Origin of the sequence: Desulfosarcina widdelii, assembly GCF_009688965.1 — a bacterium.
GTDB lineage: Bacteria > Desulfobacterota > Desulfobacteria > Desulfobacterales > Desulfosarcinaceae > Desulfosarcina > Desulfosarcina widdelii.
Map to the genome: position 1 here is coordinate 4,104,648 of NZ_AP021875.1, position 14,052 is coordinate 4,118,699.

General features: G+C 54.4%; 15 protein-coding genes and 1 tRNA gene. 12 read left to right on the forward strand and 4 right to left on the reverse strand.

Features of this window, described 5'->3' with window-relative positions; all coding sequences use genetic code 11:
* Nucleotides 1-414 precede the first annotated feature (414 nt).
* Entirely contained in the window at nt 415-630 is a 216-nt protein-coding gene (locus GN111_RS18870) for a hypothetical protein (RefSeq protein WP_155305236.1), read from the forward strand.
* 514 nt (nt 631-1,144) lie between these two features.
* The gene (locus tag GN111_RS18875) at nt 1,145-1,366 is read left to right on the forward strand and encodes a DUF4143 domain-containing protein (RefSeq protein ID WP_492207408.1); all 222 of its coding nucleotides are present in this window, start codon (nt 1,145-1,147) and stop codon (nt 1,364-1,366) included.
* 226 nt (nt 1,367-1,592) lie between these two features.
* Here GN111_RS18875 and GN111_RS18880 read toward each other — a convergent pair whose 3' ends face one another.
* Both GN111_RS18880 and GN111_RS18885 read right to left on the reverse strand, forming a co-directional pair.
* Nucleotides 1,593-3,584: a B12-binding domain-containing radical SAM protein gene (locus tag GN111_RS18880; protein ID WP_155305237.1), complete on the reverse strand. Its 1,992-nt coding sequence runs from the start codon at nt 3,582-3,584 to the stop codon at nt 1,593-1,595.
* A gap of 57 nt (nt 3,585-3,641) precedes the next feature.
* Nucleotides 3,642-4,136: a hypothetical protein gene (locus GN111_RS18885; RefSeq protein WP_155305238.1), complete on the reverse strand. Its 495-nt coding sequence runs from the start codon at nt 4,134-4,136 to the stop codon at nt 3,642-3,644.
* A 257-nt stretch (nt 4,137-4,393) separates the two neighbouring features.
* Here GN111_RS18885 and GN111_RS18890 point away from each other — a divergent pair, with 257 nt between their 5' ends.
* Together GN111_RS18890 and GN111_RS18895 are read left to right on the forward strand one after the other, a co-directional pair.
* Nucleotides 4,394-4,675: a hypothetical protein gene (locus GN111_RS18890; RefSeq protein ID WP_197740383.1), complete on the forward strand. Its 282-nt coding sequence runs from the start codon at nt 4,394-4,396 to the stop codon at nt 4,673-4,675.
* Nucleotide 4,676: 1 nt separating this feature from the next.
* Entirely contained in the window at nt 4,677-4,985 is a 309-nt protein-coding gene (locus tag GN111_RS18895) for a helix-turn-helix domain-containing protein (RefSeq protein ID WP_155305240.1), read from the forward strand.
* Nucleotides 4,986-5,033: 48 nt separating this feature from the next.
* Here the strand turns inward: GN111_RS18895 and GN111_RS18900 are convergent.
* Both GN111_RS18900 and gltX read right to left on the reverse strand, forming a co-directional pair.
* A tRNA-Gln gene (locus GN111_RS18900) sits at nt 5,034-5,107 on the reverse strand.
* Between the two features lie 243 nt (nt 5,108-5,350).
* Nucleotides 5,351-6,769, reverse strand: coding sequence for a glutamate--tRNA ligase (gltX, locus tag GN111_RS18905; RefSeq protein WP_155305241.1), 1,419 nt, complete (start codon nt 6,767-6,769; stop codon nt 5,351-5,353).
* 408 nt (nt 6,770-7,177) lie between these two features.
* Here gltX and rpmF point away from each other — a divergent pair, with 408 nt between their 5' ends.
* From rpmF to GN111_RS18945, 8 genes are all read left to right on the forward strand, one after another.
* Complete coding sequence (rpmF, locus tag GN111_RS18910) at nt 7,178-7,360, forward strand: 50S ribosomal protein L32 (protein ID WP_155305242.1); 183 nt, start codon at nt 7,178-7,180, stop codon at nt 7,358-7,360.
* Nucleotides 7,361-7,534: 174 nt separating this feature from the next.
* Nucleotides 7,535-9,184, forward strand: a complete 1,650-nt coding sequence (locus GN111_RS18915) for an acyl-CoA dehydrogenase family protein (protein ID WP_155305243.1) — start codon at nt 7,535-7,537, stop codon at nt 9,182-9,184.
* A complete protein-coding gene (fabG, locus tag GN111_RS18920; protein WP_155305244.1) occupies nt 9,181-9,927 on the forward strand; it encodes a 3-oxoacyl-[acyl-carrier-protein] reductase in 747 nt (248 codons plus the stop codon). The genes GN111_RS18915 and fabG overlap by 4 nt, the downstream gene beginning before the upstream one ends.
* A 59-nt stretch (nt 9,928-9,986) precedes the next feature.
* Nucleotides 9,987-10,214, forward strand: a complete 228-nt coding sequence (gene acpP, locus GN111_RS18925) for an acyl carrier protein (protein WP_269433788.1) — start codon at nt 9,987-9,989, stop codon at nt 10,212-10,214.
* Nucleotides 10,215-10,320: 106 nt separating this feature from the next.
* Nucleotides 10,321-11,562 (forward strand): beta-ketoacyl-ACP synthase II, encoded by a 1,242-nt coding sequence (gene fabF / locus GN111_RS18930; protein ID WP_155305245.1) that lies wholly within the window; start codon nt 10,321-10,323, stop codon nt 11,560-11,562.
* A 256-nt stretch (nt 11,563-11,818) separates the two neighbouring features.
* Nucleotides 11,819-12,271 (forward strand): ribose 5-phosphate isomerase B, encoded by a 453-nt coding sequence (rpiB, locus tag GN111_RS18935; RefSeq protein ID WP_155305246.1) that lies wholly within the window; start codon nt 11,819-11,821, stop codon nt 12,269-12,271.
* A gap of 15 nt (nt 12,272-12,286) precedes the next feature.
* Complete coding sequence (glyA, locus tag GN111_RS18940) at nt 12,287-13,546, forward strand: serine hydroxymethyltransferase (protein ID WP_155305247.1); 1,260 nt, start codon at nt 12,287-12,289, stop codon at nt 13,544-13,546.
* Nucleotides 13,543-14,052 carry a deoxycytidylate deaminase gene (locus GN111_RS18945; RefSeq protein WP_155305248.1) on the forward strand — a complete coding sequence of 170 codons (510 nt, stop codon included), beginning with the start codon at nt 13,543-13,545 and terminating at the stop codon, nt 14,050-14,052. The genes glyA and GN111_RS18945 overlap by 4 nt, the downstream gene beginning before the upstream one ends.

Here is a 14,052-nt window from a genome sequence, read left to right on the forward strand (position 1 = left end):
TTTAAAGATTTTCTACCAGCGCCCAATATCCATGTCAAGGCTTTTTACCGGCCAATGGCGGTCGATGCCGCAGCACCAATGCCGCGCCAACAGCGCGTTTGGAGGGATCAACCACCATATCATGGGGCATTATCGCCAACGGCCGTCAGATTTAGTAGTTTTCTCTTAATCATTTATATGTAGGTATCAAATAAATATTTCTATCTTTAATTACATATAATTAAGCAAAATGGTCGATTCCGGGGAATAAGGGCCGCTGGTTCGTGAAGGCTGGAAAGCGGAAGGAACGGAAACAGGCCGCGTGGGAGCAAAAGAGAAAATCGCCGGAACAATAGAATTTAATTCGAGGATCGCTTATTATCACTAAATGGTAAAAATTAAAATTGAATACAATGATCCATAGGAGGATTTTCCATGCAGGCCGAAAGTATCAAAGCGCAGGTTCACCAGCTGGCGGACAACCTGCCAGACAGTGCCACCTGGGAAGATGTGATGTACCGCATTTACCTCCGGCAGGCGATTGATGCCGGAATGAAAGACAGTGACGGGAAACGCACCCTGGAAGTCAAAGAAGTGCGTAAAAAATTTGGATGTTCTTGCCGTTATCCATGGTGCCCGGTTAATGCCTGATGGGCCGCCTTAAAAAAGTCAGCGTTCACAGGGTACCGCATCTGCTTTGTTCCCCGGCACTTGAAGGTTGACCAATACGTCTGCGCGCCCTGCGCCTCACATCTGCGGCACCCTGTAAACGCTGACCGATCAGGTAGTTGCGGCACATTGGTCATTTCACCCCCGTGAATGGGTACTTAAAAAAAGTTGGAATTCCCGCCACAATACATAACGATGGCGCATGCATCGCGGCTGGAAGCCGCTCCTACGAAAAACGGCACCTTGGCAGATATCACTTCCTTGGAAGGCGAATTAGGCCCATTGATGTCATCCCCGCGAAGGCGGAGATCCATAACTATATGAAAATAAAGGATCCCCGCCTTCGCGGGGATGACATGTCTGGTGACTTTTTGCGAAACCATCAAAATTTCATCGATCTCGAAACAGGAAAACAAAAAAGGTGTAATTTTAAAATAGAAGTTGCAATCTACACCTTTATTTTTATCGAGACAGCAAGGGCAATGAGGTCGATCTGGTGATCGTCAACGGCCCGGACCTTTTCCCCATCGAAATTAAAAGCGCCATGACCATCACCCGAGATTATTTCAAAGGGCTGCGGCACTTCAGCAAAATTTTTAGCAACTCGATTCCTCGGGGAAGCGGTCTCGTTTACGGGGGGCAGGAGGTTCAGCAAAGAACCGATGTGGCGATCGTCCCGGTTTATGCGCTTCAGGAGCTGTGGGATAAAATCGATTAAATCGGTAATCGCGGCTGGAAGCCGTTCCCACGAATAAACCGACATGATTCCACCCCGTTTGGGATTTCGATATTACCTTTTTTCAATTTGAAATTTTACAGTCTCGGAAAAAGCCACCAGACATGTCATTCCCGCGGAGGCGGGAATCCAGTACTTTCAAATAGTTATAAATATCGTTAAAGATTCATTACATGCGCCCGCCTGTTTGTGATTTGGATATTGGGAGTTATTTGAAATTTGGTGCTTGGATTTTGGAATTTCTCAGCCGATCCGGCTGGTGAAAAAAATGCCTGAATTTCGAATAGGGGTAGGAATAGCCGATGGCCGCTGTAACAAACGCCTGGTGGTCATTGGCAACCAGCGGGTATTGATGGCTGGCCCCCATGCGGGTGTCTCCATAGTGCAGGGATACATCCAGGGCAATGAGTTCGGCATCTTCGAAAAAATAATCCTGCCAATTGTAGTGGCAGGTAACTTCCTTGCCGGAAACTGGGTCATATTGCGGTGAAAGCATGATCTCCTTTTGATAGTGGATGAGATCCACAGTGGTATCGCCTATCGATACCTTTCTGAACGCAAGAAACCGATTGACCGCCGCATAAAAGGATTCCTTGTTATCACCAATCATTAACCACAGCCAGGTCCACAGCGGCCACCCCCTGCGGGTCGGGTGGTAGCGTCGCAAAAACCGCAGCATGTCCGGTTGGGTGAGAATCCGATTGACCTGGGGAATCTCCGGGTCATCGTGGTAATCGTCGATCAGTTTTTTCAGCCGGAGAAACGCATTCCCGATCCCCTCAGAATCCGCAAGCAAGTAATCGAGCAGTCCCTCATAAAATTGACGATAGGAGAGTTTCCCTTTTTGATGCAGGTAGATGGCAAGAAAACGGGTGTAGGCCCCGTTGTGCAGCGCCTGAATCATCTCGGCGAAAAGCAGGCAGTATGCCCAGTCTTCATAGGGCATGCTGGCCGTGCCGAAAACCAGTTCCACCAATTCTTTTTCGAAACCGGGTGGCGTCAGCCGAATGGGCTTGAATCGGGTGTCAAGCTTGTAGCGCTCCCGCATATGGGACTGACTCAACGGGGCGTTGGGAAGCAATGCCAGCTCGAAAATCCGGATATCGTCGTGCATGCCGAGTTCCAGCAATTGGCAGATGCCGTCGACAAACGACTCCCGGGTTTCCTTGGGCAATCCCAGGATCAATTCCGTATAGGTGGGGATCTGATGCCGCTGGTAACGGTTTTTCAGGTCGGCAACCTCGGCCATATCCGTGTGAGGCCGGGAGATCGCTTCCAGAACCTCAACGTCCACACTTTGCATGGAAAGGGTAGTTCCCCAAAGCATGTCGTTGTCAAACAGCAGACGGCTGATGGCAAACACGGTTTCATTGGATGTCTTGGCGAATTGGATGCGCACCCGTTTGGGAAACCCGGTTCGGCGGCGTGCGTCGACCAGCAGTTTGGCAATCTCCAGATCCCGCTTGAACAACCCGAAATTGGAATCCGTGATGTAGATGTCTTCAACACCAAGATCAGCAAGGTATTTGATTTCATCTGCGATCCGGTCCAATCCGTGCAGCCGGACCTTGTTTTTGGTTCGCACGCCCCAATCGCAAAAACAACAGGCAAACGGACACCCCCGATTGGTCTCCCACAGGGCGATCCGGTTGCCATTGGCTTCACCCAGAAACCCATCGAGGCTGCCGTTGAGATAGGGGCTGGGCACCGGCAAATCTTTTCCCAGGCGAGGGCCCGCCGCTGTGGTCACGCAGCGTCCCGCTCGATTGAAAGAAATCCCTTTCAGGCTCTCGAAATCAGGTCTCTCCTGAAGCAGTTCCGCCAAAAGGGCGGCGAAAGGAATCTCCCCTTCTCCGTGAACCAGCACATCGGCCTGAGGATGACGGGAAAAAAAACCATCGGGTTGGTCAGGAATGTGTGGCCCGCCGCAAACCACCAGGCACTGCGGATAGCGCGCTTTGACACGCCGGGCGATCTCCATCTGCTGATTGTGATTCCAGACATAGCAGGAGAGACACAACAGGTCGGGATCCTGGATAGCCGCGACCGCATCTTCCACCGGCTGCAGGGTGGTGAGGGGTGGATGCCAGCGATAGCCGGCGGCGACCGCCGAGTCCTTCTGGGCGTAACTTTTCAGGAACCCGAAGGCATAGGGCACGAAGGAAATCATGTTAAAGCTGAGAAAATAAATCGATTTCATCGGTGGCGAAGTTGCTTTTTGGGTTCATTCAGGCGGAGGAACAAAATGAGGCCACCGCTATAGATCGTATGCGGCGATACCGGGCCGATCATCATTTTCAGGGTTGGGAAACAGCACCTCGACGGTCATGTTTTGCTGGTCCACGCTTACACTCTTGAAACGCACGTTGGAATACCAGATGCCAATGATCTTGCCTTCGGTGTCGCGAATATGGGCTCCGTAAGGATCGTAACGATCTTTGCCGTAGATGTTGCCACTCATTTTTTTCAACTGTTCCGGCTGCGGATCGAAGGGAATCCAGTACCGGGAGGGGACTTGATACCGGCGGTCGATCCCCATGATGGCGTAGGGCATGGTATCCCGGCCGGCGTAATAGTAATCCAGATCCGGTTGGACCGTGCCGGTTTCGAAGGCATGCGTTACCTCGCCACTCAAAGAAAAATTCCCGTAATGGCTCCCGCATGCGGTAAGCATCAGCAGCAATGCGGCCAGGACAATCGTCCCGGACAACCACCGCCTGTTGTGCAACCCGATAACTGTTATGGTTGACATGAGGCCCCCTTTCCGCCGCTGGCTTAAACACGATGGCCGCGAATAGTACAGCAAAATTTTGTCCGCGGGCCATCCTGAAAAAGAAAAAAAACCAATATAATCTAATGAATATCATAGGTACAACCGGCCTGGCGCACCCGGAACCTTTTTTCTATAGATTAAGTTAGGCACAAAAATGATAAACACAACACGTACCATTCATACATTGACGAACTTACTATTTTTTAGTAATAACTAACCGCATGGCATGGATAGTTATGTTCACCGGCAAGGCCAAGAGCCAGAAGGACAGATTGCCGAAAAAATACCAAGATGCTTTGAACGCCCTGCGCCGGGAGATTGAAATTAACGGCCCGGTGGCTCCGAGCTGGCCTCATTACGGGAAATTGAAAGGAAAGCCGGGGTTTCATCATTGTCATTTGAACAAAGGCAAACCGCGCTATGTTGCGGTCTGGAAAGTAACGGATAAAGAGATCCATTTGGTGGAGGTTCGCTATGTTGGCACCCACGAAAAAGTCGACTACAGGAAAATATGCTGAAATGTGTATCCGCGTTCCGGTCCAGGACGTGGATAAAATTCGCAAGCTTTTAAACGATGCCGGCCATCGTGTTGAAATCTACGAAAAAGAGCTGTTTGCCTCTGATGAGGTTTTTCCGGATAGTCATCCTGGACAAATGTTGAAAGGGTTGCGGGTCCGCGAGGGTCTCACGCAAGCGCAACTTTCCCAAAAAACCGGTCTGCACACCCGACATATTTCGGAAATGGAGAACGATAAGCGGCCGATTGGCAAGGTAATGGCCAAACGGCTGGCAAACGCCTTGAAGGCGGACTATCGGATTTTTTTATAACAGAAAAGGGGCTGCAGACTTCTGAATCTGCAACCCCTTGATATTCGGTGGCTGAGGGACAAGGATTCGAACCTTGATTGACGGAGTCAGAGTCCGCTGTCCTACCATTAGACGATCCCCCAGCATCGGGATGGTGCCCGTTTACACAAAAGAAAGAGGTGAGTCAAGGGCAAATTGGCGCCCCATCCACGGTTGGTCGATGGTTGGTGAACCCGAAAACCAGATCAAAAATACCAAATTCCAAGCACCACATTCCAAATAAATCCCAATAATCAAATCAGAAACAGGAGCGGTCCAGCTTGGGTTTGGAATTTCGATATTGAGATTTGGAATTTGTTTGTGATTTGATCATTGGGATTTGTGATTTATTTCACTGAATCCGCCTTCGCTTCAATAAACGCCACCGCCCTTTTCAGCCTCGCCACCACCCGATCAATCCCCAGCACCTCGATCACTTCGAAAATGCCTGGGCTGACCGTGGTGCCAGTCAGGGCCAGACGCACCGGTTGGGCGATCTTGCCAAAGCCCATGCCGTTTTCCTCCATAACGGTTTTAAAGGCGGCTTCCTGGGTCTTTTCGTCCAGGTCCGGCAGCGCTGCAAGCAATTCGGCAAGCCGTGCCAATACGCCCGCTGTCTCCGATTTGAGAAACTTCTTGGCAGCCTTCTCGTCATAAGGCCGCACATCTTCGCAGTAATAAAAATGGGCGCCGTCGGCCATCTCTACCAGGGTCTTGCTGCGGGTGTGCAAAGTTCCTATGACCCGCGCAAGGTAGTCGTCACCGGCGGCATCGTATCCTTTAGCCTGGAGAAAAGGAAGCAACCGGGGGGCCAACTGTTCGACCGACGCGGCCCGGATATGGTCGGCATTGAGGGCCGTAAGCTTGTCCGGATCGAAAACGCCGGCGGACTTGCCGATATTTTCCAGGTTGAATTTTTCCACCAGTTCTTCGCGGGTAAAAAACTCCTGGTCGCCATGGGACCAACCCAGCCGGACAAGGTAGTTGATGAAGGCATCGGGCAGGTAACCCATGTCGCGGTATGCGGTCACCGACATGGCGCCGTGACGCTTGGAAAGCCGCGTCTTGTCCTTTCCCAACACCATGGGCACATGGCCGAATACGGGCAGCGGCGCCTTGAGAGCCTTGTATAAAAGGATCTGCTTAGGCGTGTTCATCACATGATCGTCGCCGCGGATGACCGTGTTGATGCCCATGGTAATGTCGTCCACCACGACCACGAAGTTATAAGTAGGCGTCCCATCGCTGCGGCAGATAACGAAGTCGTCCTGCTCGCTGTTCTGAAAAACGATGTTGCCCTTGATGACATCCTCAACAGTCGTGGTACCGGTCAGCGGCGACTTGAAACGAATCACGGCGTTGTCCGATTTGGGCAGACCCCGCTCCCGGCAGCGGCCGTCGTATTTGGGCTTGCCTCCCTCTGCCATGGCTTTTTTTCGCATGGCCTCGACCTCTTCCGGCGTGCAGGTGCAGTAATACGCATCCCCCGAGGCCAGCAGTTTGTCGAGGTGCTCCCGGTAGATGTCGAACCGCCGGCTCTGGAAATAAGGCCCCTCGTCCCAGTCCAGTTCCAGCCAATCCATGGCTTCGAAAATGGCGTCTACGGATTCTTTTGTGGAACGCACCGTGTCGGTATCTTCAATCCGCAAGACAAACTTGCCATTTTTTTTCCGGGCGTAAAGCCAGTTGAAAAGCGCTGTCCGCGCACCGCCCACATGCAGGTATCCCGTAGGGCTCGGGGGAAATCGGGTAACAATAGATTCCATCTTTTTCTTCCTCGTTGGGTCGTTTTACAGGCCAATTGAAATAACATCACTAGTAAAGATGCAAGTTATTTAAGCTCCGGGCCAGATCCACCATTTTACTGCCTTATCCGGACGGATTGGCATGTCCATCAACAGCGCACCGCCATTTAATTCACCACCGCCGGAAGACCAATGATAATTTTAAAACCTTTGTAATAACATGCAATAAAAATCAATATGATGTGTTCCGCCCATTCGCCGGCCCCCTCATTATCACATCCCAAAAGGCGGAACAAGGGCGCAGCACAAAAGATTTTGTTGAAAACCCTTGACATTCTGCAGCATTTTAATTACTAGAGTCGCTATCCAATGACAAGCGGACAGATTCTGGATTAAATATAATTATTTCAATAGATTAGGAGATCACTAATGGCTGTACCGAAGCACAAGACATCTAAGTCAAAGCGGGACAAACGACGGACCCACAAGAAGACCGATGCCCCTGCAGTGGGAACCTGCCCCGAATGCGGAGAAGCAAAGCTTCCCCATCACGCCTGCCCCGAATGCGGTGATTACAAAGGCAAAAACGTCATCGCCGGCGAAGAAGATTAGAACATTCAAAAAGTTTTGCAAAAAGGCGGCTTCGAGCCGCGACTATTTTTTTAATATCGCGCCTGGAAGCCGCTCTTACGCTACTTTGTCTTTTCTAATCGATTGGCCCTTTTTTGCAGTGAACCGGCTTTTTAAGCGTTCATTCCAATAACCATCGAAAAGGAAACGCCGACCATGACCGACACCGGAGCCCACCGCCCGCAGGGCGGGCTGGACGAAGAGACCCGGCAGATGGTGGTCGATACCGTCCGCCAGCTTTCCAAGCGCCTGCTCACCAAACAGGCAATTCTGGAATGGGATCGGGACGAAGTCTTTCCCGAGGCCGTTATCCGGGAAATGCTCGGGCCCGAAATTGGACTCCAATTGCTGTTTATTCCCGAAGAATACGGCGGCATGGGCGGCGGTGCCGTAGACTGTTGTGCCGTCACCCGCGAAATGAGTAAGATCTGCCTGGGGGTGGGTACCGCTTTTTTCGCCATACAGTTGGGCTCGGACCCCATCATCGTCGGTGGCACCGAGGCACAGAAGGAAAAATGGCTGGGTGCTGTTGCCGAAGGCCAGAGCCTGGTGGCCTATGCGGTCACCGAGCCGGAAGCCGGAAGCAATCTGGCCGCCCTCAAGACCAAGGCCGAACCGGTCCTGGACGATTCCGGCGCACTCACCGGCTACCGAATCAACGGCAGCAAACAGTTCATCTCCACCGGCGGCTACGCCGATTTCGTAACCGTGCTGGCCCAGACCCCCGAAGGCCCCACTTTCTTCGTGGTCGAAAAAGGCACCGAAGGATTCAAGCAGCACAAAGGCGAGGAAAAGCACGGTATCCGGGCCTCCAACACCTCTCCGTTGACCTTTTCCGATGTGTTCGTCCCCGTGGCCAACAGGATCGGCGACACCCCCGGCAAGGGACTCAAACAGGCCAACCAGGTGTTCGGCTACACCCGCCTCATGGTGGCCGCCATGGCTTTGGGGGCCGGCGAGGCAGCCATCGACATCGCCATTCCCTATGCCAAAGAGCGCATTCAGTTCGGCAGCCCCCTTTCCGAGAAAAAAGGCTATACCAACAAATTGATTGTCCCTCACTGGGTCAACATGAAGGCGGCTGCGGCTTATATTGACGCCATTGCCCGCCGGTTGGACAGCGAAAGCGAAGATCTTCAGGTAGAAGGTTCCATCGCCAAACTGTTCACCACCGAGGCGGCCAACCGGGCGGCCGATGATGCCATGCAGGCGTTGGGCGGCTATGGATACATCAACGAATTCGGCGTCGAAAAAATCAAACGCGACGTAAAAATTACCTGCATCTACGAAGGCACCAGCGAGGTCCAGCAGAGCATTATTTCCACATTCCGCTGGAAAAAAACCCGTAAAACCAAAGGGGCCTATTACGACGGAATCGCCGAAGGCCTGGAAAGGTTGGACGATTCCAACGATGAGGCCGGCTGCCGCGTCGTTGCCGCCTGTGCCCGCCTGCTCAACCGTACCATCGACTTTGCGCACGAAAACCGCCTGACCCGTCACCAGCAGGTCATGTTCGCACTGGCAGACATGATGACCCGGGTGGAAGTGGGCGACGCCATTTTACGCCTGGCTGCAACCGGAAACGACCCGATCCAGAAAGCCACGGCACGGGTATTCGCCCACGCCTGCGCCCGCCTGGTGACCGAAAACATCCGACTTATCGTACTGGGTGCCGGCGGCATCGACACCGCCGCGGCCGAAACCTTCCTCTCTTCCCTGGATCTGACCGTACTGGAGGCCAGCTGCCGGAGGGGGATCGACGACATGGACCAGATAGCCGACCATATTTTTCAGAGGGCGTCATGACTGAAGCCACGCAGCGCGTCGTTGTGGTAACCGGCGGATCCCGGGGCATCGGACGAGCCATCTGCGTCGCTTTAAGCGCGCCGGGCACCCGGGTCTACTTCAATTACAGCAACAACAGCGAAGCCGCCGAAGAGACGGCCAGGTGCATCGAAGCCGCCGGTGGAAAGGCCGCATCTCACCAGGTCGACGTCGCCTCGGAAAGTGCGGTAACCGACCATCTGAGCACCGTACTGAAAGAAGCCGGACGCATCGACGTGCTGGTCAACAACGCCGGCATCACCCGCGACGGACTGCTGGTGCGCATGAAGGCTGCGGACTGGGACGCGGTGATGGACGTCAATTTAAAAGGCGCCTTCAACTGTATGAAGGCAGCAGCCAAGGCAATGATGAAGCAGCGCTACGGCCGTATCGTCAACATCTCTTCCGTGGTGGGCGCAAGCGGCAACCCGGGCCAGGCCAACTACGTGGCCGCCAAAGCGGGTATCATCGGCTTGTCCAAAGCTGTGGCCCGAGAGCTGGCCAGCCGCAACATCACGGTCAACGTGGTGGCTCCCGGGTATGTCGATACCGACATGACCGGAGATCTGAGCGACAAGGCCAAGGATGCCATGATCGCCCAGATCCCCATGGGACGCATCGGTACGCCCGAAGAGATCGCCGGTGCGGTCGCCTTTCTGGTTTCTCCGGCTGCGGATTATATTACAGGTCAGGTGATTCATGTAAACGGCGGTATGTACATGTAAGATCAAATAATTAAAACCATAGTTAGATGTTTAAACAGAATATTGCAAAGGAGGATATCATGTCAGTTGAAGATAAAGTCAAAAAGATCATCGCGGAAAAACTCAGTGTGGATATTGCCGAGGTGGTTCCGGAAGCCTCGTTTGTCGATGACCTCGGTGCCGACAGCCTGGATCTCGTAGAATTGATCATGTCCATGGAAGAGGAGTTCGACGTGGACATTTCCGACGAAGACGCCGAAAAACTGGTCACCGTAAAGGACGCTTTCGACTATATCAAGGAACACTAAAAGCCATTTTGAATGATGGAATTCTGTCTAATTTTTTAAACGGCAGAACACCGCAATTAAAAAGTAACAATTTAAAATTATTAATTATTCCAAAGGGGATAGATTGTTGGAAAGACGGGTTGTCATTACCGGTTTGGGGCTGGTGACGCCGCTGGGAATCGGCGTGGAGGAAACCTGGTCGGCTTTGCTTGAGGGTCGGTCCGGCATCGGCGAAATCACACGTTTCGACACCACCGAATTCACCACCAAGATCGCCGGCCAGGTAAACGGTTTCGATGCAGAGGATTTCCTTCCCAAAAAGGATGCCAAACGCACGGAACGGTTCATTGCCTTTGCCGTGGCGGGTGCCCGGATGGCTCTGGAAAGTGCCCGTCTGACCATCAACGAAAAAAACGGCCCCCGTGTGGGGGTGATCACCGGCTGCGGACTGGGCGGCCTCGAGATGCTGGAAACCACGGCCCACACCGTTCGCGAAAAAGGCCCCAAACGGTGCAGCCCGTTTTTCATTCCCCGGCTGATCGGCAACATGGCCCCGGGAATGATCTCCATCCATCTGGGGGCCAAGGGACCCAACATTTCAGTGGCCACGGCCTGCGCCGCCGGCGCCCACGCCGTCGGCGACGCCTGCAACACGATCAAACGGGGGCAAGCCGATGCCATGATTACCGGCGGTGTCGAATCGGTCATTACCCCCACCTGCATCGCCGGCTTCAATGCCATGAAAGCCCTGTCCACCCGCAACGACGATCCTGAGAAGGCCTCGCGACCTTTTGACCGGGACAGGGACGGGTTCGTTGTAGGTGAAGGCGCCGGCATTCTGGTTCTCGAAGAATTGCAGCATGCCCGGGAACGGGGGGCGACGATTCTGGCGGAAATGGCCGGTTACGGACAGAGCGGCGACGGCTATCACATGACCTCTCCCTCTCCGGATGGCGACGGCATGATTCGCTGCATGCAGGCAGCCATCGACGATGCAGGCATTGCCAACGATGCCATCGACTACATCAACGCCCACGGCACGTCTACGCCCCTGAACGACCTCTACGAAACCCGGGCCATCAAAAAGGTGCTCGGAGATTCGGCCGGCAAAGTGCCGGTCTCTTCCACCAAGTCCATGACCGGCCACCTGCTGGGCGGCGCCGGTGGCATCGAAACCGTATTTACCGTGCTGGCCCTTAAAAACGGCATCATCCCGCCGACCGTCAATCTGGAAAACCCCGACGAGGAGTGCGACCTGGACTACGTTCCCAACAAAGCCCGAAAAGCGAACCTCGCTTACGCCATGTCCAACTCCTTCGGTTTCGGCGGCACCAATGCCAGTTTGATTATAAAGCGTTACGAACCTTGACGGCGACGTAAAAAGCCCGATATCTGCGTTACGCTTCATTCCTCGTCTCTGCGGATTACCCCGAAGTACGCCTCGTTCCTCGGAATTCGCAAGCCTTGATCTCGTACTTTTTACGCCACCGTCCGGCAACCGGCTTTTTCTGGCGTCGACCCCATCTTATAAAGCCAGTACCACCGCTTCCGGTTTTTTTTCTTGCGGTGATCCATGGTTCTTTATATGTAGAACCGTTAAACCGCAACGAAAGGAAACCAGCACCATGACCGACCCATCCGACTCCCAGAGCATCATCATCGGCTGTGACCACGCCGCACTCCGCCTCAAAGAGATACTGAAAAGCGCCTTGCAGGAAAAGGGCTTCCAGGTGACCGACGTCGGCACCCACAGCGAAGCGTCCATGGATTACCCGGATACGGGCAGAGCCTTGGCCCAGAAGGTTTCGTCGGGCGAGTTCGAACGGGGCATCCTCCTTTGCGGCACCGGCCTGGGCATGTCCATGGTCGCCAACAAATACCCTCACGTGCGTGCAGCCCTGTGCAACGACCTGTTCTCCGCGGCCATGAGCCGGCGCCATAACGACGCCAACATCCTGGTCATGGGCGGAAGGGTGATCGGCGATATCCTGGCGCTGGAAATTCTTTCCACCTGGCTGGAGACGCCTTTCGAAGGAGGGCGGCATCAGAAGCGGCTGGACCTGTTCGATCAAATATAAAAGTTGGAGCTCATCTTGGACATCCAAACCATTCGAGAAGTCGATCCTGAAATCGCTCGGGTCATCGAGGAAGAAGAGGAGCGTCAGCAGTCCCACCTTGAGCTGATCGCCTCCGAAAACATCGCCAGCCTGGCCGTCATGGCGGCCCAGGGCAGCATCCTGACCAACAAATATGCCGAAGGGTACCCGAAAAAACGATACTACGGCGGCTGCGAATACGTTGACCGGGCGGAACAGTTGGCCATCGACCGGGCCCTGGCCCTGTTCGGCGCCGAGAGCGCCAACGTTCAGCCCCATTCGGGCTCCCAGGCCAATATGGCCGCCTATTTCGCCCTGCTGGAACCCGGCGACACGGTGCTGGGCATGAATCTGGCCCATGGCGGCCATCTGACCCATGGAGCCAAGGTCAGTTTCTCCGGCCGTCTTTTCAATTTTGTACACTATGGCGTGGATCGGGAAACGGAAACCATCGACTACGATCAGGTGGAGCACTTGGCCCGAGAACACCGGCCCAAGATGATCGTGGCCGGTGCCAGCGCCTATCCCCGATTTATCGACTTTGCAGCCCTGGCGACCATCGCCCGTTCGGTCGATGCCCTGCTGCTGATGGATATGGCCCACATCGCCGGCCTGGTGGCGGCCGGGGTGCATCCGTCGCCCATTCCCCACTGCGACGTGGTCACCTCCACCACCCATAAAACCTTGCGGGGACCGCGAGGGGGTTTGATTTTGGCCCGGGAAGCGTGTGGGAAAAAAATCGACAGCCAGGTGTTCCCCGGCATTCAGGGCGGTCCGCTGATGCACGTCATCGCAGCCAAGGCCGTAGCCCTCAAAGAGGCCCAGGGGGCCCCGTTCAAGCAATATCAGAAAAACATCGTGGCCAACGCCGCGGCCCTGGCCGAAACACTGAAAGAACGGGGGCTCGACCTGGTATCCGGCGGGACCGATAACCATATGATGCTGATCAACCTCACCCGACTGGACATTACCGGCAAGGATGCCGAGGCGGCGCTGGGTCGGGCCGGCATCACGGTCAACAAAAATGCCATTCCTTACGAAACCCGCGGCCCCAAAATCACCAGCGGCGTTCGCTTGGGGACGCCGTTTGTCACCAGCCGCGGGATGATGGCCGGGGAAATGAAGGTTATCGGCGGCATGATCGACGACGTGCTGCGTGATTGCGGAAACGAAACCCTGATCGCCAAAACCAGGGACCGGGTGCGGCAATTGTGTGAAGAATTTCCCCTCTACCCGGAAAAGGGGCTTGAGTCATGACCGCCCAGGACAGCGGCAAACGATCCGATTATCTTTCCTGGGACGACTATTTCATGTCCGTGGCCCTGCTTTCCGCCCAGCGCAGCAAAGACCCCAACACCCAGGTGGGGGCCTGCATCGTCAATCGTCAGAAGCGCATTGTGGGGGTGGGCTACAACGGCTTTCCCACCGGCTGCAGCGATGAAGCACTGCCCTGGCATCGGGAAGGCGACTTTCTGGACACCAAATACCCCTACGTCTGCCATGCGGAACTCAACGCCGTGCTGAACAGTGTGCCCGGCAACCTTGCCGGCTGCAGCATCTATACGGCGCTGTTTCCCTGTAACGAGTGTGCCAAGGTGATCATTCAGGCGGGTATCCGGGAAGTTGTGTACCTGTCCGACAAGTATGCCGCAACCGATTCCTTTCGGGCCTCCAGGCGGTTGTTCGACCAGGCCGGAGTCGTCTGCCGGCAGTTGAAACCGGCCAGCCGGATCGTGACCATCACCCTCGATGAAAACGGATAG